Below are 19,903 nucleotides of genomic sequence, written 5' to 3' on the forward strand. Positions count from 1 at the left end.
CCTACCGGTCGAAGTCCAGTTCCACCTGCTCCGTCAGCGGGTGGGACTGGCAGGCCAGCACATAGCCCGCCCCGGTCTCCTCCGGTTCCAGGGCGAAGTTGCGGTCCATGCGGACCTCGCCGGTCACCAGCAGGGCCCGGCAGGTGCCGCAGACGCCGCCCTTGCAGGCGTACGGCGCGTCCGAGCGGTTGCGCAGGACCGTGTCCAGCAGGGACTCCCCCTCCGCGACCGGCCAGGTCCCGGCACGGCCGTCCAGGCGGGCGGTGACGGTGCTGTGCGCGGGCGCCGGTACGACCGCCGCCGGGGCGGGTCCCTCGTCCACGTGGAAGATCTCCTGGTGGATGCGGGAGCGGTCCACCCCCAGTCCGCGCAGGGCCCGCTCGGCGCCCTCCACCAGGCCGTACGGGCCGCACAGGAACCAGCCCGCCACCCGGTCCACCGGCAGGAGCGCGGGAAGCAGCTCCGCGAGCCGGGGCCGGTCGAGGCGGCCGGACGGCAGGCCCGCCTGCTGCTCCTCCCGGGAGAGCACGGTGACCAGCTGGAACCGCTCCGGGTAGCGGTCCTTCAGGTCCGCGACCTCCTCCAGGAACATCGTCGAGGCGGCTGTGCGGTCGCTGCGTATCAGGCAGAAGCGGGCCGACGGCTCGCGCGCCAGCAGCGTGGCGGCGATGGACAGCACCGGTGTGATGCCGCTGCCGCCCACCACCGCCGCGAACAGGCCCGGCGCCGGTTCCAGCGTGAAGCGGCCGGCCGGGGTCATGACCTCCAGCACGTCACCGACGCCGATCTCCTTCAGCGCGTACGTGGAGAACGCGCCGCCGTCGACCAGGCGCACCCCCACCCGCAGCGTGCCCGGGCCCTCACCGGCCGGGTCGGGGGCCGGGGAGCAGATCGAGTAGGTGCGGCGGACGTCCACGCCGTCGGCGCGGCGGCGCAGCGTGAGGTGCTGCCCTGCCGTGTGCCGGTACTCCTCGCGCAGCTCGGGCGGCACGGCGAAGGTCAGGGAGACCGAGTCGTCGGTGAGCCGCTCGACCTCGGCCACCGGGAGCGGGTGGAAGCGCGCCATCACAACTCCTTGAAGTGGTCGAAGGGTTCACGGCAGGACAGACAGCGGCGCAGCGCCTTGCAGGCGGTGGAGGAGAACCTGCTCAGCAGCTCCGTCTCCGCGGAGTGGCAGTGCGGGCAGCGCACGGGGTCGGCGGCACCGGCCGCGTCCGTGCCGTGGCCGCCCGTGCGGGTGGGGCCCAGGGGGAGCGCGACCGGGCCGGAGGCGCGGTGCGGGCGCGGGGGAGCTATGCCGAAGCTCTCGAGCTTGCGGCGGCCCTCGGCGGTGATGTCGTCGGTCGACCAGGCGGGACTGAGGACCGTATGGACCCTGACCTCGTGGACGCCGTGTTCGTGCAGCAGCCGCTCGATGTCGGCGCTCATCGCCTCGACGGCCGGGCAGCCGGTGTAGGTGGGGGTCAGGTCGACCTCGACCGAGCCGGAGTCGCCGACGCGCACCGCGCGCACCACGCCCAGCTCGTGCAGCGTGAGCACCGGCAGCTCCGGGTCGGGCACCGAGCCCGCCAGCTCCAGCAGCTCCGCCTCCAGGGCGGTGGCCGTCACCATGTCGCCCCCGGGTGGCTGCGGTGCAGATGCTGCATCTCCGCGAGCATCCGCCCGAACGGCTCGGTGTGCAGGCCCTGGCGTCCCGCGCCCGCCGACCAGGCCCCGGTGCGCGGGCCCTCCGGGACGGACAGGGTGGCGCGGCCGAGCACGTCCGTCACCGATTCCAGCCAGCGCCGGTCCAGGCCGGCCCAGTCGACGTCCACGCCCTCGACCGGCTGGAACATCTCCCCGGTGAACCGCCACAGCGCCTCGACGGCCTGCCTCATCCGCTCCCGGCTGACCTCCGTGCCGTCGCCGAGGCGCAGGGTCCACAGCTCGGCGTGGTCGCGGTGGTAGGCGGTCTCCTTGACCGCCTTGGCGGCCAGCGGGGCGAACGGGCCGTCCCCGGCGGCGAGTTCGGCGTACAGCAGGTGCTGGTAGGTGGAGAAGCAGAGCTGGCGGGCGATGGTGTCGGCGAAGTCGCCGTTGGGCTGTTCCACCAACTGGAGGTTGCGGAAGGCGCGTTCCTCGCGGAGGTAGGCCAACTCGTCCTCGTCGCCCGCCATGGAGAGCAGGACGCGGGCCTGGCCGAGGAGGTCCAGGGCGATGTTGGCGAGCGCGACCTCCTCTTCAAGGACGGGGGCGTGTCCCGCCCACTCGCCGAGGCGGTGGGAGAGCACCAGGGCGTCGTCGCCGAGGGCGAGCGCGGCGGTCACGGGCACGGTGACGGTCACAGGTGCCGCACCCCCTCGGGGATCTCGTAGAACGTCGGGTGGCGGTAGGGCTTGTCGGCGGACGGCTCGAAGAACGGGTCCTTCTCGTCCGGGGAGGACGCGGTGATCGCGGTCGCCGGGACGACCCAGATCGAGACGCCCTCGCCGCGCCGGGTGTACAGATCGCGGGCGTTGCGCAGGGCCAGCTCCGCGTCCGGTGCGTGCAGGCTGCCGGCGTGGGTGTGGGAGAGACCGCGGCGGGAGCGCACGAAGACCTCCCACAGGGGCCATTCGGTGTTCGTCATGCCTGCGTCGCTCCTGTCCCACCGGAGGTCCCGGTGTGCTTGGCCGCGTAGGCGGCGGCCGCCTCCCGCACCCAGGCGCCCTCGTCGTGGGCGCGCCTGCGCTGGGTGATCCGCTGTTCGTTGCACGGGCCGTTGCCCTTGAGGACCTGCTGGAACTCGGTCCAGTCGATCACGCCGAAGTCGTAGTGCCCCCGCTCCTCGTTCCACCGCAGGTCCGGGTCGGGGAGGGTGAGGCCGAGGGACTCGGCCTGGGGGACGCAGATGTCCACGAAGCGCTGACGCAGCTCGTCGTTCGAGTGGCGCTTGATCTTCCAGGCCATGGACTGCGCCGAGTGCGGTGAGTCGGCGTCGGGCGGGCCGAACATCATCAGTGAGGGCCACCACCAGCGGTCCACGGCGTCCTGGGCCATGGCGTGCTGCCCGGCGGTGCCCTTGCTCAGGGCGAGGAGCAGCTCGTACCCCTGGCGCTGGTGGAAGGACTCCTCCTTGCAGACGCGGATCATCGCGCGGGCGTACGGGCCGTAGGAGCAGCGGCACAGGGGGACCTGGTTGGTGATCGCGGCGCCGTCCACCAGCCAGCCGATCGCGCCCACGTCGGCCCAGGTCAGCGTCGGGTAGTTGAAGATCGAGGAGTACTTCTGGCGGCCGGTGTGCAGCTTGTCGAGCAGTTCGTCCCGGCTGGTGCCGAGGGTTTCGGCCGCGCTGTACAGATAGAGGCCGTGGCCCGCCTCGTCCTGCACCTTGGCCATGAGGATCGCCTTGCGGCGCAGGCTGGGCGCGCGGGTGATCCAGTTGGCCTCCGGCTGCATGCCGATGATCTCGGAGTGCGCGTGCTGGGCGATCTGCCGGACCAGCGTGGCGCGGTACGCGTCCGGCATCCAGTCGCGCGGCTCGATGCGCTCGTCCGCCGCCACGGCCGCGTCGAAGGCGCGCTGCCGGTCCGCCGTGTCGTCGGCGGTGCCGGGTGTGCCGTCCGCCGGTGGGCCGGCCGTGCGGTGCTCGGCTGCTGTGGCCATGCGGTCCCCCTGACCTCGGGCTCTGCCTGGAAGTGACCTCGGACTCCGCCGGGACGTGTCCCGACCGATCGTTCGGTCCGTGCGCGTCAATGGTGGGCCGGGCCGTCGTCGGGTGTCAACCGCTGTGGAAAACCTGCGGGGGTGTCTGTGGACAACGGGTCGGGCGGGGTGCGGGCGGGGACCTCGTGACCCGGGGAAGGCGAGGTGGGGGCGGCGGGGGAAGGGGTGGGGCAGGTCTCCGGGCGGGGCGGGTGCGGTCGGTCGCGGGCCGTGGGCCGGGTGTGCGGCCGTACCCGGGGCTGCGCCGGGCGGGCGGGGCTGAGTACCGTTCCGTGCGGGCGCCGGGACGGGGCGCCCGTTGACCATGGGGCGTCCGTGCCGGGTGCTCCGACGAAGCGGCTGAGCGGGGAACGGGGCGGAATGGACGCGTACGACGAGGACTCGGGAGCCCCACGCGGGCCGGACGGGCCGACCGGGGCGCGTCGCGCGGGAGCCCTGGACCGGGACGGCGGAGCGGTCGATGGAGCGGCCGGCGAACGGGCGGACGGTCAGGGGGACGGCAGCCGGAGCGGGGGCGACGAGACCGCGGCCGGTGAGGCCGCCGGTTCCGCGAGCGCCCGCCCCGGGAGCGCCGAGCCCCGGGCCGCGAGCGGTGGGGATGCCGCTTCCGGCGGCGCGAGCGGCGATTGCGCCGGCCCCGACCCCGACCGTGCCCCTGCCCTCGACAGCGCAGGCCGCCTGTACGCACCCGCCTCCCCGCCCATCGCCGCACCCTCCGGCGTGGCCGCCCTCTCCCCCGCCTACCGCATCACCGCCGCCGCGGTGCTCGGTGCCGTCGCGGTCGTCGTCTGTGTGCACCTCGCCGTGGTGTTCCTGAGCCTCGCGCCCGCGAACACCGTGAGCAAGCGGCACGGGAAGGAGATCGAGGCGTGGGTGTATCCGGAGTTCGAGCAGAACTGGAAGCTGTTCGCACCGAATCCCTTGCAGCAGAACATCGCCGTGGAGGCGCGTGCGGAGCTGGCGGCGAAGGACGGTGACGTGCGCACCACCGGCTGGGTCGACCTGTCGGCCGAGGACGGCGCCGCGATCGACCACAATCCGGTGCCGAGCCACACCCAGCAGAACGAACTGCGCCGGGCCTGGGACTTCCTCGTCTCCACGCACAACGCGGACAGCCGGCCGGTGGGCACGCGTGGCACGCTCTCCGAGGAGTACATGCGGCGCATCGTGGTGATGCGCCTGGCCCGGGAGGCGGACATCAAGAACCAGGGCGTCGTCCAGCGCGTCCAGGTCCGTTCGAAGACCGTCAACGTGGCGCCGCCCGCCTGGAGCGGTGAGCGGATCTCCACCCAGCCCGTCTACCGGGCGCTGCCCTGGTGGACCGTGACCGCCGCCGACGCCACTGGAGGTGCGCGGTGAACCGCCTCTCCCTGCTGCTCTCGCGTGGCGTCGCCCAGGTCACCGGCGCGGCCCAGGGGCCTTACCAGAGTGCCGTGATCCGGATCGGGTTCGCGGGGACCTGGCTGCTGTTCCTGCTGCGCGAGTTCCCGCACCGACGCGAGCTGTACGGCCCCGACGGCCCCTGGAGCTGGGAACTCGCCCATCGGCTGATCGGGGAGAACCACGCCTTCACGGCGCTGATGTGGTCCGACAGCGCAGCCTGGTTCGAGGTCCTCTACACGCTCGCGGTGCTGGCCAGTGTCGCGCTGCTGCTCGGCTGGCGCACCCGTACCGCTTCCGCGCTGTTCATGGTGGGCGTGCTGTCCCTGCAGAACCGCAGCGTCTTCGTGGGCGACGGCGGCGACAACGTGCTGCACCTGATGTCCATCTATCTCGTGTTCACGCGCTGCGGCCAGGTCTGGTCGCTCGACGCGCGGCGCGCCGCCCGCGCGATGGCGGTACGCGCGCGTGACGGCCGCGTTCCCACCGACCGGGTGGGCCCGGTGCTGTGGGCGGTGTCGGGCGCGGCGCTCGTCGCCGTGGCGCTGACCGGCGGGTTCGGGGCCACCTGGCCGGTGCCGACGCTGCTGTGGGCGACCTGGGCGGGCCTCGGCCTGTGGTGGGCGGCGGGACGCCGGGCGCGGTCGCCGGAGCCCCGGATGCTGCTCGACGTGATCGCGAACGTGCTGCACAACGGTGCCCTGGTCGTGATCATGGCGGAGGCGTGCCTGATCTACGCCACGGCCGGCTGGTACAAGATCCAGGGCTCGCGCTGGCAGGACGGCACCGCCGTCTACTACCCGCTCCACCTGGACTACTTCTCGCCCTGGCCCGCACTCGCCGGTCTGATGGCCGCGAGCGGCACGCTCATGATGCTCGCCGCCTACGGCACCGTCATGATGCAGGTCGCCTTCCCCTTCACCCTGTTCAACCGGCGCGTGAAGAACGTGCTCCTGGTGCTGATGATGGCGGAGCACGCCGCGATCGCCGTCCTCCTCGGGCTGCCGTTCTTCTCGCTGGCGATGATCACGGCCGACGCGGTCTTCCTGCCCACCGCCTTCCTGCTGCTGGTCGGCGGGGGCGTGGCACGCGCGCGTGCCCGGCTGTTCCGGCGCGGCGGCCGTCCCATGGTGCCCGGACCCCGCGCCCCCGAGGAGGACTCGGCGGGCCGCGTAGGGTTCACGGCATGACCGACCCCCTGATCCGCTGGCGCGAGCGCGCCGGGGACGCCGTGCTGCTCGACGGCTTCCACGCGCTCAAGCACGCGCTGCGCTTCGGCGCCGAGGTGCCGGTGGCGGTCACCACCGACCGGAAGGCGACGCTCGCCCTGGCCGACGAGCTGGCCGGTGATCTCGCGGACACGCTGGACGCGCTGCTCACGGAGGTGCCCGGGACGGCGTACGCCGCGCTGGTGCCGCGCCCGCATCCAACCGGTGTGGCCGCGCTCGCCGTACGGCCGTCCCGGGAGGCCAATCTGCGGGCGCTGGCCCGTACACCCAGGACCGCCCCCGTGGTGGTCCTGGACGAGCCGCGCAACCTCGGCAACGCCGGTGCCGTGATCCGGCTGGCCGCCGGTTTCGGCGCGACCGGCGTGGTCACCACGGGCACGCTGGACCCGTGGCACCCCACGGTGGTGCGCGGCGGTGCCGGACTGCACTTCGCGACCGCCGTCGAGCGGCTCGGTGTCGACGAGCTGCCCGCCGGGCCGTTGTTCGCCCTCGATCCCGAGGGCGAGGACATCCGGGGGACGGTGCTGCCCGACGACGCCGTGCTGGCCTTCGGCTCGGAGCGCAGCGGGCTCTCGGCGGCGCTGCGCGCGCGTGCCGACCACCTGCTCGCGCTCCCGATGCGCCCCCAGGTCTCCAGCTACAACCTCGCCACCAGCGTGGCCATGACGCTGTACCACTGGAGCGCCTCCATGGGCGCCGCGCCCATGGAGCGCTGAACCTCCGGACGGCCCTGCTCCGGGTGTGCTCCCGCCTGGAGGCGGACCACACCCGGAGCCGGAGACGCTCACGCCTGCCGGCGGACCTCCACCACGCGGAAGCGGTTCGCCACGTAGGCGCCGTCGGTGAGGGCCGCGTTCGCCGCCGGGTTGCCGCCCGAGCCGTGGAAGTCGGAGAAGGCGGCGGTCTGGTTCACGTACACCCCGCCGGTGAGGTTGAGCGACAGCTGCGCGGACTCCTCCAGGCAGGCCTCCTCGATCGCTCGCGCCACCTCGGGGTCGGTGGTGTAGGCGCCGACCGTCATCGCGCCGTGCTCGCGGATCGTGCGCCGCAGCAGCTCCACCGCGGCGGCGGCCGAGTCGACGGCCACGGCGAAGGAGACCGGGCCGAAGCACTCGCTCGTGTACGCGGCCTCGTCGTCCGGCTTGGTGGCGTCCAGCTTGACGATCACCGGCGTGCGCACGACCGCGTCCGGGAACTCCGGGTTGACGATCTCGCGGGAGGCGAGGGCTACCTCACCCAGCTCGGCGGCCGCCTCCAGGCGGGCCTTCACGTCCGGGTTGACGATCGCGCCGAGCAGGGCGTTCGCGCGCGCGTCGTCGCCGAGCAGGCCGTCGACCGCGCGGGCGAGGTCGGCCGTCACCTCGTCGTAGGACTTGTGGCCCTGGTCGGTGCTGATGCCCTCGCGCGGGATCAGCAGGTTCTGCGGGGTGGTGCACATCTGGCCGCTGTACAGGGACAGCGAGAAGGCCAGGTTGGAGAGCATCCCCTTGTAGTCGTCGGTGGACTCGACGAGCACCGTGTTGACGCCGGCCTTCTCCGTGTAGACCTGTGCCTGGCGGGCGTTGGTCTCCAGCCAGTCGCCGAAGGCGGTCGAGCCGGTGTAGTCGACGATGCGGATCTCGGGGCGGGTCGCGAGGGTCTTGGCGATGCCCTCGCCGGGGCGCTCGGCGGCCAGCGCGACCAGGTTGGGGTCGAAACCGGCCTCGGCCAGCACCTCGCGGGCCACCTGGACGGTGAGCGCGAGCGGCAGCACCGCGCGCGGGTGCGGCTTGACCAGGACCGCGTTGCCGGTCGCCAGGGAGGCGAACAGGCCCGGGTAGCCGTTCCACGTCGGGAAGGTGTTGCAGCCGATGACCAGGCCGATGCCGCGCGGGACCGCAGTGAACGTCTTGGTCAGGTTCAGCGGGTCGCGCTTGCCCTGCGGCTTGGACCACTCGGCCGTCCCGGGCGTGCGGGTCTGCTCCGCGTACGCGTACGCCACCGCCTCCAGGCCGCGGTCCTGCGCGTGCGGGCCGCCCGCCTGGAAGGCCATCATGAACGCCTGTCCGCTGGTGTGCATGACGGCGTGCGCGAACTCGTGCGTGCGGTCGCCGATCCGCTTCACGATCTCCAGGCAGACCGCCGCGCGCGCCTCGGGGCCCGCGTCCCGCCAGACGGCCTGACCGGCCTTCATGGCGGGCAGCAGCACATCGAGGTCCGCGTGCGGGTAGGTCACGCCCAGCTCGACGCCGTACGGCGAGACCTCGCCGCCCACCCAGTCGTCCGTGCCCGGCTGGTCCAGGTCGAGACGGGTGCCGAGGACGGCGTCGAAGGCGGCCTTGCCCGCGGCGGCGTCCAGGCTGCCGTGCTCGCCGTAGGCCTTGGGGTGCTCGGGGTGCGGGGACCAGTACGCGCGCGTGCGGATCGCTTCCAGGGTCTGGTCGAGTGTGGGCCGGTGCTTCGCGATCAGCTCGTGTGCGGTCAGTGGGGCGGCCATGCGGGACCAACTCCTCGTCTCGGGAACTCGTCGTCGAGCTCCTACCTGGGCGGAAACGGAGAAAGCGGCTGCGGGTGGGATGCGGGCCCGGTGCGCGCCCGTCGAAGGCGGTGGTGGGCCACGGGTGGTCAGAGCTAGAGTAACCGAACGATCGGTCGGGACAAGGGGGTCCGGCGCATCTGTGGACAACCCCGTGCGGGAGGATCGCGCACATGACAGCACTGGACCTCAGCAGCCCCGTGGCCGTGGTCGGCACCGGCACCATGGGCCAGGGCATCGCCCAGGTCGCGCTGGTCGCCGGCCACCCCGTGCGGCTCTACGACGCCGTTCCCGGGCGCGCCCACGAGGCCGCCGGGGCGATCCGCGCCCGGCTCGACCGGCTGGTGGCCAAGGACCGGCTCGCCGCCGCCGACCGGGACGCGGCGAGCGCCCGCCTCACCGCCGCCGGGCCCCTCGAGGACCTGGCCGGGAGCGCGCTGGTCGTGGAGGCCGTCGTGGAGCGGCTGGACGTCAAGCAGCGGCTCTTCGCCGAGCTGGAGGAGATCGTCGACGACGACTGTCTGCTGGCCACCAACACCTCCTCCCTGTCGGTGACCGCCATCGGCGGCGCGCTGCGCGACCCCGGCCGCCTGGTGGGCCTGCACTTCTTCAACCCCGCGCCGCTGCTGCCGCTGGTCGAGGTCGTCTCCGGCTTCGCCACGGACGTCACGTCGGCCACGCGCGTGTACGAGACCGCCCGCGCCTGGGGGAAGACCCCGGTGGCCTGCGCGGACACCCCCGGTTTCATCGTCAACCGGATCGCCCGCCCCTTCTACGCCGAGGCGTTCGCGGTGTACGAGGCGCAGGGCGCCGACCCGGCCACCATCGACGCGGTGCTGCGCGAGAGCGGCGGCTTCCGGATGGGCGCCTTCGAGCTGACCGACCTCATCGGCCAGGACGTCAACGAGTCCGTCACCCACTCGGTGTGGCGGTCCTTCTTCCAGGACGTGCGGTTCACGCCCTCGCTCGCCCAGCGCAGGCTGGTCGAGTCCGGCAGGCTGGGCCGCAAGAGCGGCCATGGCTGGTACGACTACGCGGAGGACGCCGAGCGCCCCGAGCCGCACACCGCCGAGAAGGAGCAGCCGCCCGCCCATGTCACCGTCGAGGGAGACCTCGGACCGGCGGCCCCCCTGCTCACGCTGATCCGCGAGGCGGGCATCCCGGTCCACGAGCAGGAGGAGGACAACGGCACCCTGCTCGTCCTGCCGAGCGGCGGCCAGCTCATCCTCGCCGACGGCCAGACCTCCGTGGAGTTCCGCGACGTCGTCCACTTCGACCTCGCCCTCGACTACCGCGCGGCCACCCGTATCGCCCTCTCCGCCTCCCAGGACACCTCGCCGCGCACCCTCGCCGAGGCCATCGGCCTCTTCCAGGCGCTCGGCAAGGACGTGAGCGTCATCGGGGACGTGCCCGGCATGATCGTCGCCCGCACGGTGGCCCGGATCGTCGACCTCGCGCACGATGCCGTCGCCAAGGGTGTCGCCACCGAGGAGGACATCGACACCGCCATGAAGCTCGGCGTCAACTACCCGCTCGGCCCCTTCGAGTGGAGCCGGGCCCTCGGCCGGGGCTGGGCCTACGACCTGCTGGACCAGCTGCACGCGTGCGACCCCTCCGGGCGGTACGCGCCGTCCCTCGCGCTCTACCGGCACGCCTACGCCACCGACAAGCGGGAGGGCACCTCATGACCACCGCCAAGCGCGACACGTACACCCCCGAGACGCTGCTCTCGGTGGCCGTGGGGGTCTTCAACGAGCGCGGCTACGACGGCACGTCCATGGAGCACCTCTCCCGCGCTGCCGGCATCTCCAAGTCCTCGATCTACCACCACGTCAGCGGCAAGGAGGAGCTGCTGCGCCGGGCGGTCTCGCGGGCGCTGGACGGCCTGTTCGCCATCCTCGACGAGGAGCACGCGCGCGCGGGACGCGCCGTCGACCGGCTCGAGTACGTCGTACGGCGCATGGTCGAGGTGCTCATATCCGAGCTGCCCTATGTGACGCTGCTGCTGCGGGTGCGCGGCAACACCGAGGCCGAGCGGTGGGCGCTGGAGCGGCGCCGCGAGTTCGACCACCGGGTGGCGGACCTGCTGCGGGCGGCCGCCGAGGAGGGGGACGTGCGCGCGGACGTCGAGGTGCGGCTCGCGACCCGGCTCGTCTTCGGCATGATCAACTCCATCGTGGAGTGGTACCGGCCCGAGGCCCGCGGGGCGAACGGGCGCGAGGTGGCCGACGCGGTGGTGCTGCTGGTCTTCGCGGGGCTGCGGGGGGACTGAGCCCGCCCGGCACCGCCTCCTCCCTCATTCCTCCGGCCCCACGTCCTCCTCCTCGAAGACCAGCAGCGTGCGGGTGCTCAGCACCTCCGGGATCGCCTGGAGACGGGTGAGCACCAGTTCGCGCAGGGCCCGGTTGTCGGGGGTGTGCACCAGCAGGAGGACGTCGAAGGCGCCACCGACCAGGGCGATGTGCGAGGCGCCGGGCAGCCGCCGCAGTTCCTCGCGGACCGTGCGCCAGGTGTTCTGGACGATGTTGAGCGTGATGTAGGCCGACGTGCCGTGCCCGGCGCGCTCGTGGTCCACGCGGGCGCCGAAGCCCCGGATCACCCCGTCCTCGACCAGGCGGTTGATCCGCGCGTAGGCGTTGGCGCGGGAGACGTGGACGCGGTCGGCGACGGAGCGTATCGAGGCGCGGCCGTCCGCCTGGAGGATTCTCAGGATGTCCTGATCTATGGCGTCCAGCGGGCGCGGCGGGGGCAGAGCCGTTCCCGCGTCCAGTCCCTGGGCCATTTGTTCAGGTGTCATGTCCCCCCGCTTCATCGCCGTGGACGTCCTGCGTTCATTCCAGGCTGTGGAGAACCGTTTGTCCACAGCCTGGAGGGGCCAGTAGCCAAAATGCATCGGCGACCGAACAATCGGTAGGTGAGACGGGTCACAGCCGACACGTCTCCCGTAGCCACTCCCACGAGGAGGTGCCGTCATGACGGTCATGGAGCAGCGGGGCGCGTACCGGCCATCGCCGCCGCCCGCCTGGCAGCCCCGCATGGACCCCGCGCCGCTGCTGCCGGATGCCGAGCCCTACCGCGTCCTCGGCACCGAGGCCGCCGCGAAGGCCGACCCGGACCTGCTGCTCCGGCTCTACGCCCAGCTGGTGCGCGGCCGCCGCTACAACACGCAGGCGACCGCGCTGACCAAGCAGGGACGCCTGGCCGTCTACCCCTCCAGCACCGGTCAGGAGGCGTGCGAGGTCGCCGCCGCCCTGGCCCTGGAGGACCGCGACTGGCTCTTCCCGAGCTACCGGGACACGCTCGCCGTAGTCGCCCGGGGCGTCGACCCGGTGGAGACCCTCACTCTGCTGCGCGGCGACTGGCACAGCGGCTACGACCCGCACGCCCACCGCGTGGCCCCGCTCAGCACCCCGCTCGCCACCCAGCTCCCGCACGCGGTCGGCCTTGCGCACGCCGCCCGGCTCAAGGGGGACGACGTGGTCGCGCTCGCCATGGTCGGCGACGGCGGCACCAGCGAGGGCGACTTCCACGAGGCGCTGAACTTCGCCGCCGTCTGGCAGGCCCCGGTCGTCTTCCTCGTGCAGAACAACGGCTTCGCCATCTCCGTCCCGCTCGCCAAGCAGACCGCCGCCCCCTCCCTGGCCCACAAGGCCGTCGGGTACGGGATGCCGGGCCGCCTGGTGGACGGCAACGACGCGGCCGCCGTGCACGAGGTGCTGAGCGACGCCGTACGGCACGCCCGCGCGGGCGGCGGACCCACCCTGGTCGAGGCGGTGACCTACCGCGTCGACGCCCACACCAACGCCGACGACGCCACCCGCTACCGGGGCGAGGCCGAGGTGGAGGCCTGGCGTGCCCACGACCCCGTCCGGCTGCTGGAGAGCGAGCTCACCGCGCGCGGTCTGCTCGACGGGGCCGCCATCGAAGCCGTACGCCAGGACGCCGAGGCGATGGCCGCCGACCTGCGCGAACGCATGAACCAGGACGCCCCGCTCGACCCCATGGAACTCTTCGACCACGTGTACGCCGAACCCACCGCGCAACTGCGCGAGCAGCGCGAGATGCTGCGAGCCGAGCTGGAAGCCGAGCAGGACGGTCCGCAGGGCCCGGGCGCGGAAGGCGGTCGTCGATGACCACCGTGGCCGTCAAGCCCGCCACCATGGCGCAGGCCCTCACGCGCGCGATGCGCGACGCGATGGCCGCCGACCCGAACGTGCATGTCATGGGCGAGGACGTGGGCACCCTCGGCGGTGTCTTCCGGGTCACCGACGGGCTCGCCAAGGAGTTCGGCGAGGACCGCTGCACCGACACCCCGCTCGCCGAGGCGGGCATCCTCGGCACCGCCGTCGGCATGGCCATGTACGGCCTCAGGCCGGTGGTGGAGATGCAGTTCGACGCGTTCGCCTACCCGGCGTTCGAGCAGCTGATCAGCCATGTCTCGAAGATGCGCAACCGCACCCGGGGCCGGATGCCCCTGCCGATCACCGTGCGCGTCCCCTACGGCGGCGGCATCGGCGGCGTCGAGCACCACAGCGACTCCTCCGAGGCGTACTACATGGCCACCCCCGGCCTGCACGTCCTCACCCCGGCCACCGTCGCCGACGCCTACGGCATGCTGCGCGAGGCCATCGCCTCCGACGACCCGGTGGTCTTCCTGGAGCCCAAGCGGCTGTACTGGTCGAAGGACACCTGGAACCCCGAGCAGCCGGACGAGGTCGCGCCCATAGGCCGCGCGGTGGTCCGCCGCACCGGCCGCAGCGCCACCCTCGTCACCTACGGCCCCTCCCTCCCGGTCTGCATGGAGGCCGCCGAGGCCGCCCAGGCCGAGGGCTGGGACCTGGAGGTCGTCGACCTGCGCTCGCTGGTGCCCTTCGACGACGAGACGGTGTGCGCCTCCGTGCGCCGCACCGGACGCGCGGTCGTCGTCCACGAGTCGACCGGCTTCGGCGGGCCGGGCGGGGAGATCGCCGCCCGCATCACCGAGCGCTGCTTCCACCACCTGGAGGCGCCGGTGCTGCGTGTCGCCGGGTTCGACCTCCCCTACCCGCCGCCGATGCTGGAGCGGCACCACCTGCCCGGCGTCGACCGCGTGCTGGACGCCGTGGCCCGGCTCCAGTGGGAGGCCGAGGGCTGATGGCACAGGTACTGGAGTTCAAGCTGCCCGACCTCGGCGAGGGACTCACCGAGGCGGAGATCGTGCGCTGGCTGGTGGACGTGGGCGACGTGGTCGCCGTGGACCAGCCGGTGGTCGAGGTCGAGACGGCCAAGGCCATGGTCGAGGTGCCCTGCCCCTACGGCGGCGTGGTCACCGCGCGCTTCGGCGAGGAGGGCACCGAACTGCCCGTCGGCGCGCCCCTGATCACGGTCGCCGTCGGCTCGGACGAGCCCGCTGGGTCCGCCGAGGCCGCCGGGTCCGCCGGCGAGGAGTCGGGCAACGTCCTGGTCGGCTACGGCACACGGGCGTCCTCGGGGCGTCGGCGCAGGGTGCGTACGGGACTCGGCGCGGTCCCGGGGAGCACACCGGTCGCGGACGGCTCGCCGGGCACCCCGCCCGCGTACCCGCCCCGCGCGGGCGCGTCCCGTCCGCCCGCCTTCCCCGCCGCGTCGCGCCCGCCCGCGCCGTCCACCCCGGCCCGCACCCCGGACCGCGTGGACGCGCTCCCCGCCCACGCCGACGGCCCCGTCGCCGTCATCTCCCCCCTCGTCCGCCGCATCGCCCGCGACAACGGGGTCGATCTGCGCACCCTGCGCGGTTCGGGCCCGGACGGGCTGATCCTGCGCGCGGACGTGGAGGACGTGCTGCGGGCCGAGGCGGCGGTGCGGGAGCGCCCGGAGGCGGCCCCGGCCGCACTGGTCACCCCGGCCGCGAGCCCCGCGGGGCACCGCATCCCGCTCAAGGGCGTGCGCGGTGCCGTCGCGGACAAGCTCGCGCGCAGCCGCCGGGAGATCCCCGACGCGACCTGCTGGGTGGACGCCGACGCGACGGAACTGATGCGGGCGCGGGCCGCCATGAACGCGGCCGGGGCGCCGAAGATCTCCCTGCTCGCACTGCTCGCCCGCATCTGCACGGCCGCGCTCGCCCGGCACCCCGAGCTGAACTCGTACGTGGACACCGAGGCCCGCGAGATCGTCCAGCTCGACCAGGTGCACCTCGGGTTCGCCGCGCAGACCCCGCGCGGACTGGTCGTGCCGGTCGTCCGGGACGCCCACGCGCGGGACGCCGAGGGGCTGACCGGCGAGTTCGCCCGGCTCACCGAACTGGCCCGCGAGGGGAGGCTCACCCCGGCCGACCTCACCGGCGGCACCTTCACGCTGAACAACTACGGCGTCTTCGGGGTCGACGGCTCCACCCCGATCATCAACCACCCCGAGGCGGCCATGCTCGGAGTCGGCCGGATCGTCCCCAAGCCGTGGGTGCACGAGGGCGAACTGGCCGTGCGTCAGGTCGTGCAGCTCTCGCTCACCTTCGACCACCGGGTGTGCGACGGCGGCACGGCGGGCGGCTTCCTGCGGTACGTCGCGGACTGCGTCGAACAACCGGCGGTGCTCCTGCGCACCCTCTGAACCCGACGGGACCGCGCGCACCCTCTGGGCCCGGCGGTGCTCCTGCGCACCCTCCGTGCCGGACGGGACATACTCGGAGGGTGACCGACAACGCCCCCGCCGACCCGAGTCCCGCCACGTCCCCCGCCCCCGGGACCGACACGCCGTACGACGCCGTCGTGCTGGCCGGGGGCGCCGCGCGGCGGCTCGGGGGTGCCGACAAGCCGGGCGTCCGGGTCGGCGGCCGTCCGCTGCTCGACCGGGTGCTCGCGTCCTGCGCCGGGGCGGCCGGGACCGTCGTCGTGGCCGAGCCGCGCCCCACCGCGCGGCCGGTGCGCTGGACGCGCGAGGAGCCGTCCGGTGCGGGACCGGTGGCCGCCCTGGACGCCGGGCTGCGGCTCACGTCCGCCGAGTTCGCGGTCGTCCTCTCCGCCGACCTGCCGTTCCTCGACGAGGCCACGGTGCTGCGGCTGCTGGCCGCGCTGCGCGAGACCGGCGCCGACGCCGCGCTGCTCACCGACGCCGACGGCCGTGACCAGCCGCTCGTGGCCGCCTACCGCACCGGCGCGCTGCGCGAAGCGCTCGACGCCCTCGCCGCCGAGCACGACGGTCTCACCGGGCTCCCGCTGCGCAGGCTGACCGCCGCACTGCGGCTGACCCGCGTCCCGGACGCGCTCGCGTCCTTCGACTGCGACACCTGGGACGACATCGCCCACGCCCGGGCGCGCATCAGGGAGCATGGGCACGTGCTGAACGAATGGATCACCGCAGTCAAGAACGAACTCGGCATCGACCCGGACGTGGACACCCGGGTCCTGCTCGACGTGGCCCGCGATGTCGCGCACGGCGTGGCCCGCCCGGCCGCCCCGCTCACCACCTTCCTCGTCGGATACGCGGCCGCCCAGGGCAAGGGCGACGCCGAGGCCATCGCCGAGGCCGCCGGGAAGGTCGCCTCCCTGGCCCTGCGCTGGGAGGCCGAGCACAGCGGGGGCGACACCGCTCCGGACGCCGGATGACCGCCCCACGCACCCGCGCCGGGTCGTCCGCCGGGGACGAACTCGACGACCTGGACGTGGAGGAGGCGCTGGCCCTCGTACGGCCCGCGCCGACCAGCCCCGCCCATTCTCCCACCGCGTCCGCCCCGGTCGCCTCCTCCGCTCCCGGGACCGGACACCACCCCCACGGCGGACACGCGGCCGCCACCCCCTGGCCCCGCGCCCGTGAGATCGCCGCCCGGGCCGCCCGCGCCCGCTCCACCCCCCGCCCCGAGCCGGTCTCCGTGCACCTCGCCGACGCCCTCGGCAAGGTCCTGGCGGTCCCGCTGGACGCGCTCAGCGACCTGCCCTCCTTCGACACCTCGGCCATGGACGGCTGGGCGGTCGCCGGGCCCGGTCCCTGGCAGGTGCGGGAGTCCGGAGTGCTCGCCGGACACGCCCCGCAGGAGACACTCACCGACGGCGAGGCCGTGCCCATCGCGACCGGCGCCCGCATCCCGGCCGGGGTCACCGCCGTCCTGCGCAGCGAGCACGGCCGCACCGACACTCAGGGCAGGCTGCACGCCACAGGCGACACGCTCCACGGTCAGGACATCCGGCCGCGCGGTCAGGAGTGCCGCAGCGGCGACCAGCTGCTGCCGGCCGGCACCCTGGTCACCCCGGCCGTGCTCGGTCTCGCGGCGGCGGCCGGGTACGACACCCTCGCCGTCGTCCCGCGCCCGCGCGCCGAGATCCTCGTCCTCGGCGACGAGCTGCTCACCGAGGGGCTCCCGCACGACGGCCTGATCCGCGACGCGCTCGGCCCGATGCTCGCGCCCTGGCTGCGCGCCCTCGGCGCCGAGGTGATCGCCGTACGGCGGCTGGGCGACGATGCCAAGGCACTGCGCAGGGCGATCACCTCCTCGCGCGCCGATCTGATCGTCACCACCGGCGGCACCGCCGGGGGCCCGGTCGACCAGGTGCATCCCACCCTCGCGGCCCTGAACGCCGAACTCCTCGTGGACGGGGTCGCGGTACGCCCGGGCCACCCCATGCTGCTGGCCCGGGTCAAGGACGGACGGCACCTCGTCGGACTGCCCGGCAACCCCCTCGCGGCGGTCTCCGGCCTGATCACGCTCGCCGAGCCCCTGCTGCGCGCCCTGGCGGCCCGCCCGGCCCCCGAGCCGTACGCGCTGCCGCTGCGGGAGCCGGTGGCGGGGCACCCGCACGACACGAGGCTGGTCCCCGTGACGTTGCGCGGCGACCATGCCGTACCGCTGCGCTACAACGGCCCGGCCATGCTGCGCGGGATCGCCGCCGCCGATGCGCTGGCCGTCGTACCGCCGGGCGGCTCTCCGCAGGGTGCGGGGGCGGAACTGCTCGACCTGCCGTGGGCGGCGGGCGGAATCGGGGTGTGTTTCACGTGAAACTTCCGGGCCATGACGCTATAGCCCGCCAGACCGGCGACCATCTGGTGACCCATCGGATCAAGCTCCCCAGGAAAGAGGTCGAGCGTCCGATCCGTCAGGTGGCCAAACGGCTGGTCATGGCGCTGCTGGTGCTGGTCGCGACTGCCTTCGTCGTCTACGCCGACCGCGCGGGCTACAACGACAACTCCGACGGCCCGGTGGACCTGCTCGACGCGTTCTACTACGCCACGGTCACCCTCTCCACCACCGGATACGGCGACATCACACCGGTCAGCGACAGCGCCCGGCTCACCAACATCCTCGTCATCACGCCCCTGCGCGTGCTGTTCCTGATCATCCTGGTCGGCACCACGCTGGAAGTCCTCACCGAACGCACCCGTGAGGAATGGCGCCTGAACCGCTGGAGGTCCACCTTGCGCGACCACACCGTCGTCATCGGCTTCGGCACGAAGGGCCGCTCGGCGATCCAGACCGTGTGCGCGACCGGGCTGAAGAGCGAGCAGGTCGTCGTGGTCGACCCCAGCTCCAAGGCCATCGACGCGGCCACCGCCGAGGGCTACGCGGGCGTGGTCGGCGACGCCACCCGGAGCGATGTCCTGCGCCGCGCCGAGGTGCACAAGGCGCGGCAGATCATCATCGCCCCGCAGCGCGACGACACCTCCGTCCTGGTCACCCTGACGGCCCGGCAGCTCAACCGGGGCGCCAAGATCGTGGCCGCCGTGCGCGAGGAGGAGAACGCCCCGCTGCTCAAGCAGTCCGGCGCCGACGCGGTGATCACCAGCTCCGCGGCGGCGGGACGCCTGCTCGGCCTCTCGGTGCTCAGCCCCGCCGCCGGCATGGTGATGGAGGACCTGATCCAGCAGGGCAGCGGCATGGACATCGTGGAGCGCCCCGTGGTCCGCGCCGAGGCGGGCAAGACCCCGCGCGAGGCCGAGGACCTGGTGGTGAGCGTCCTGCGCGGACACCGGGTGCTCGGCTACGACGACCCGGCCGTCGGCACTCTCCAGCTGACGGACCGCCTGATCACCATCGCCCGCGCGACTCCGGCGACCCAGGTCGCCCCGCACCCGCGCCCGCTGCCCAGCGACTGAGCGGGTCCGGTGCCGGGCCGCCGGACCGGGGAGTAGCGTCGCAGGCATGTATGCGATCACCATTCCCGAACCCGGCGGCCCCGAGAAGCTGGTGTGGGAGGAGGTGCCCGATCCCGCGCCCGGCGAGGGCGAGGTGCTGGTCGACGTGGTGGCCACCGCCGTCAACCGCGCCGACATCATGCAGCGGCAGGGCTTCTACGACCCGCCGCCCGGTGCGTCCCCCTACCCCGGTCTGGAGTGCTCGGGGCGGATCGCCGCCCTCGGCCCCGGCGTCTCCGGCTGGTCCGTCGGCGACGAGGTGTGCGCGCTGCTCTCGGGCGGCGGCTACGCCCAGAAGGTCGTCGTCCCGGCGGGGCAGCTGCTGCCCGTGCCCGAGGGCATCGGCCTGACGCAGGCGGCCGCGCTGCCCGAGGTGGCGTGCACCGTCTGGTCCAACGTCTTCATGATCGCCCAGCTGCGTCCCGGCGAGCTGCTGCTCGTGCACGGCGGCTCCAGCGGCATCGGCACCATGGCGATCCAGCTGGCCAAGGCCGTCGGCGCCCGGGTCGCGGTGACGGCCGGGTCCAAGGAGAAGCTGGACTTCTGCGCCGAGCTGGGTGCCGACATCCTGATCAACTACCGCGAGCAGGACTTCGTCACCGAGATCGAGCGGGCCACGGACGGCGCGGGCGCCGACGTGATCCTCGACAACATGGGCGCGAAGTACCTGGACCGCAACGTCCAGGCGCTGGCCGTCAACGGACGCCTCGTCATCATCGGCATGCAGGGCGGCGTCAAGGCCGAGCTGAACATCGGCGCGCTGCTCATGAAGCGGGGCGCGATCAGCGCGACCTCGCTGCGGGCCCGGCCGCTGAGCGAGAAGGCCGCCATCGTGGCCGCCGTGCGCGAGCACGTGTGGCCCCTGCTCGCCTCGGGTGTCGTCCGCCCGGTCGTGGACCGCGAGCTGCCGATGACGGACGCGGCCGGGGCACACCGGGTGGTGGAGGGCAGCGGCCACATCGGCAAGGTGCTGCTGGTCGCGCCCTGAAAGGGGGGCCCGCTCAGCTCCGCAAGAGGG

19 protein-coding genes are annotated in these 19,903 nt (G+C 73.6%); 12 read left to right on the top strand and 7 right to left on the bottom strand.

What is annotated here, in order from left to right:
• Position 1: 1 nt before the first annotated feature.
• The 5 genes from AB0E91_RS10245 to paaA are packed head-to-tail and all read right to left on the bottom strand — an operon-like array spanning position 2 to position 3,624.
• Positions 2 to 1,066, bottom strand: coding sequence for a 2Fe-2S iron-sulfur cluster-binding protein (locus tag AB0E91_RS10245; protein ID WP_361778052.1), 1,065 nt, complete (start codon positions 1,064 to 1,066; stop codon positions 2 to 4).
• Complete coding sequence (paaD, locus tag AB0E91_RS10250) at positions 1,066 to 1,611, bottom strand: 1,2-phenylacetyl-CoA epoxidase subunit PaaD (RefSeq protein ID WP_361778055.1); 546 nt, start codon at positions 1,609 to 1,611, stop codon at positions 1,066 to 1,068. Before paaD ends, AB0E91_RS10245 begins: the two co-directional genes overlap by 1 nt.
• Positions 1,605 to 2,324 carry a 1,2-phenylacetyl-CoA epoxidase subunit PaaC gene (gene paaC, locus AB0E91_RS10255; protein ID WP_361778058.1) on the bottom strand — a complete coding sequence of 240 codons (720 nt, stop codon included), beginning with the start codon at positions 2,322 to 2,324 and terminating at the stop codon, positions 1,605 to 1,607. Before paaC ends, paaD begins: the two co-directional genes overlap by 7 nt.
• A complete protein-coding gene (gene paaB / locus AB0E91_RS10260; protein WP_161179987.1) occupies positions 2,321 to 2,608 on the bottom strand; it encodes a 1,2-phenylacetyl-CoA epoxidase subunit PaaB in 288 nt (95 codons plus the stop codon). The genes paaC and paaB overlap by 4 nt, the downstream gene beginning before the upstream one ends.
• Complete coding sequence (paaA, locus tag AB0E91_RS10265; protein ID WP_361778062.1) at positions 2,605 to 3,624, bottom strand: 1,2-phenylacetyl-CoA epoxidase subunit PaaA; 1,020 nt, start codon at positions 3,622 to 3,624, stop codon at positions 2,605 to 2,607. The genes paaB and paaA overlap by 4 nt, the downstream gene beginning before the upstream one ends.
• Before the next feature lie 420 nt (positions 3,625 to 4,044).
• Between paaA and AB0E91_RS10270 the strand changes: the two genes are divergently transcribed.
• The 3 genes from AB0E91_RS10270 to AB0E91_RS10280 are packed head-to-tail and all read left to right on the top strand — an operon-like array spanning position 4,045 to position 7,009.
• Entirely contained in the window at positions 4,045 to 5,043 is a 999-nt protein-coding gene (locus AB0E91_RS10270; RefSeq protein WP_361778065.1) for a DUF5819 family protein, read from the top strand.
• On the top strand, positions 5,040 to 6,254 hold the full coding sequence (locus AB0E91_RS10275) for an HTTM domain-containing protein (protein WP_361778068.1): 1,215 nt from the start codon (positions 5,040 to 5,042) through the stop codon (positions 6,252 to 6,254). The genes AB0E91_RS10270 and AB0E91_RS10275 overlap by 4 nt, the downstream gene beginning before the upstream one ends.
• Positions 6,251 to 7,009, top strand: coding sequence for a TrmH family RNA methyltransferase (locus tag AB0E91_RS10280; RefSeq protein WP_361778071.1), 759 nt, complete (start codon positions 6,251 to 6,253; stop codon positions 7,007 to 7,009). Before AB0E91_RS10275 ends, AB0E91_RS10280 begins: the two co-directional genes overlap by 4 nt.
• A 68-nt stretch (positions 7,010 to 7,077) precedes the next feature.
• Here AB0E91_RS10280 and paaN read toward each other — a convergent pair whose 3' ends face one another.
• Complete coding sequence (gene paaN, locus AB0E91_RS10285) at positions 7,078 to 8,769, bottom strand: phenylacetic acid degradation protein PaaN (protein WP_361778074.1); 1,692 nt, start codon at positions 8,767 to 8,769, stop codon at positions 7,078 to 7,080.
• 212 nt (positions 8,770 to 8,981) lie between these two features.
• Between paaN and AB0E91_RS10290 the strand changes: the two genes are divergently transcribed.
• Together AB0E91_RS10290 and AB0E91_RS10295 are read left to right on the top strand one after the other, a co-directional pair.
• The gene (locus tag AB0E91_RS10290; RefSeq protein WP_361778077.1) at positions 8,982 to 10,496 is read left to right on the top strand and encodes a 3-hydroxyacyl-CoA dehydrogenase; all 1,515 of its coding nucleotides are present in this window, start codon (positions 8,982 to 8,984) and stop codon (positions 10,494 to 10,496) included.
• Positions 10,493 to 11,080, top strand: a complete 588-nt coding sequence (locus AB0E91_RS10295) for a TetR/AcrR family transcriptional regulator (RefSeq protein ID WP_161182254.1) — start codon at positions 10,493 to 10,495, stop codon at positions 11,078 to 11,080. Before AB0E91_RS10290 ends, AB0E91_RS10295 begins: the two co-directional genes overlap by 4 nt.
• A gap of 24 nt (positions 11,081 to 11,104) precedes the next feature.
• On the opposite strand, the gene AB0E91_RS10300 is transcribed toward AB0E91_RS10295, so the two are convergent.
• Positions 11,105 to 11,605 (bottom strand): Lrp/AsnC family transcriptional regulator, encoded by a 501-nt coding sequence (locus AB0E91_RS10300; RefSeq protein ID WP_361778080.1) that lies wholly within the window; start codon positions 11,603 to 11,605, stop codon positions 11,105 to 11,107.
• 175 nt (positions 11,606 to 11,780) lie between these two features.
• Between AB0E91_RS10300 and pdhA the strand changes: the two genes are divergently transcribed.
• The 7 genes from pdhA (at position 11,781) to AB0E91_RS10335 (ending at position 19,873) form a co-directional block, all read left to right on the top strand.
• Positions 11,781 to 12,941 (top strand): pyruvate dehydrogenase (acetyl-transferring) E1 component subunit alpha, encoded by a 1,161-nt coding sequence (gene pdhA / locus AB0E91_RS10305; RefSeq protein WP_361778083.1) that lies wholly within the window; start codon positions 11,781 to 11,783, stop codon positions 12,939 to 12,941.
• Entirely contained in the window at positions 12,938 to 13,942 is a 1,005-nt protein-coding gene (locus tag AB0E91_RS10310; protein ID WP_361778086.1) for an alpha-ketoacid dehydrogenase subunit beta, read from the top strand. The genes pdhA and AB0E91_RS10310 overlap by 4 nt, the downstream gene beginning before the upstream one ends.
• A complete protein-coding gene (locus AB0E91_RS10315; protein WP_361778089.1) occupies positions 13,942 to 15,372 on the top strand; it encodes a dihydrolipoamide acetyltransferase family protein in 1,431 nt (476 codons plus the stop codon). The genes AB0E91_RS10310 and AB0E91_RS10315 overlap by 1 nt, the downstream gene beginning before the upstream one ends.
• A gap of 80 nt (positions 15,373 to 15,452) precedes the next feature.
• Positions 15,453 to 16,367 (top strand): NTP transferase domain-containing protein, encoded by a 915-nt coding sequence (locus tag AB0E91_RS10320; RefSeq protein ID WP_361778092.1) that lies wholly within the window; start codon positions 15,453 to 15,455, stop codon positions 16,365 to 16,367.
• Entirely contained in the window at positions 16,364 to 17,752 is a 1,389-nt protein-coding gene (locus AB0E91_RS10325; RefSeq protein WP_361778095.1) for a molybdopterin molybdotransferase MoeA, read from the top strand. Before AB0E91_RS10320 ends, AB0E91_RS10325 begins: the two co-directional genes overlap by 4 nt.
• Positions 17,749 to 18,846, top strand: coding sequence for a potassium channel family protein (locus AB0E91_RS10330; RefSeq protein WP_361778098.1), 1,098 nt, complete (start codon positions 17,749 to 17,751; stop codon positions 18,844 to 18,846). The genes AB0E91_RS10325 and AB0E91_RS10330 overlap by 4 nt, the downstream gene beginning before the upstream one ends.
• Positions 18,847 to 18,892: 46 nt before the next feature.
• Positions 18,893 to 19,873: an NAD(P)H-quinone oxidoreductase gene (locus tag AB0E91_RS10335; protein ID WP_361778101.1), complete on the top strand. Its 981-nt coding sequence runs from the start codon at positions 18,893 to 18,895 to the stop codon at positions 19,871 to 19,873.
• The last annotated feature ends 30 nt before the right edge of the window (positions 19,874 to 19,903 follow it).

The sequence above is a fragment of the Streptomyces sp. NPDC026659 genome (assembly GCF_040638245.1).
Lineage (GTDB): Bacteria > Actinomycetota > Actinomycetes > Streptomycetales > Streptomycetaceae > Streptomyces.

Bases quoted from the DNA above. Each gene is read 5' to 3' on its own strand.
- AB0E91_RS10245 (WP_361778052.1), bottom strand. From the start codon at position 1,066: ATGGCGCGCTTCCACCCGCTCCCGGTGGCCGAGGTCGAGCGGCTCACC.
- paaD (WP_361778055.1), bottom strand. From the start codon at position 1,611: ATGGTGACGGCCACCGCCCTGGAGGCGGAGCTGCTGGAGCTGGCGGGC.
- paaB (WP_161179987.1), bottom strand. From the start codon at position 2,608: ATGACGAACACCGAATGGCCCCTGTGGGAGGTCTTCGTGCGCTCCCGC.
- paaA (WP_361778062.1), bottom strand. From the start codon at position 3,624: ATGGCCACAGCAGCCGAGCACCGCACGGCCGGCCCACCGGCGGACGGC.
- AB0E91_RS10270 (WP_361778065.1), top strand. From the start codon at position 4,045: ATGGACGCGTACGACGAGGACTCGGGAGCCCCACGCGGGCCGGACGGG.
- AB0E91_RS10280 (WP_361778071.1), top strand. From the start codon at position 6,251: ATGACCGACCCCCTGATCCGCTGGCGCGAGCGCGCCGGGGACGCCGTG.
- paaN (WP_361778074.1), bottom strand. From the start codon at position 8,769: ATGGCCGCCCCACTGACCGCACACGAGCTGATCGCGAAGCACCGGCCC.
- AB0E91_RS10290 (WP_361778077.1), top strand. From the start codon at position 8,982: ATGACAGCACTGGACCTCAGCAGCCCCGTGGCCGTGGTCGGCACCGGC.
- AB0E91_RS10295 (WP_161182254.1), top strand. From the start codon at position 10,493: ATGACCACCGCCAAGCGCGACACGTACACCCCCGAGACGCTGCTCTCG.
- AB0E91_RS10300 (WP_361778080.1), bottom strand. From the start codon at position 11,605: ATGACACCTGAACAAATGGCCCAGGGACTGGACGCGGGAACGGCTCTG.
- pdhA (WP_361778083.1), top strand. From the start codon at position 11,781: ATGACGGTCATGGAGCAGCGGGGCGCGTACCGGCCATCGCCGCCGCCC.
- AB0E91_RS10310 (WP_361778086.1), top strand. From the start codon at position 12,938: ATGACCACCGTGGCCGTCAAGCCCGCCACCATGGCGCAGGCCCTCACG.
- AB0E91_RS10315 (WP_361778089.1), top strand. From the start codon at position 13,942: ATGGCACAGGTACTGGAGTTCAAGCTGCCCGACCTCGGCGAGGGACTC.
- AB0E91_RS10325 (WP_361778095.1), top strand. From the start codon at position 16,364: ATGACCGCCCCACGCACCCGCGCCGGGTCGTCCGCCGGGGACGAACTC.
- AB0E91_RS10335 (WP_361778101.1), top strand. From the start codon at position 18,893: ATGTATGCGATCACCATTCCCGAACCCGGCGGCCCCGAGAAGCTGGTG.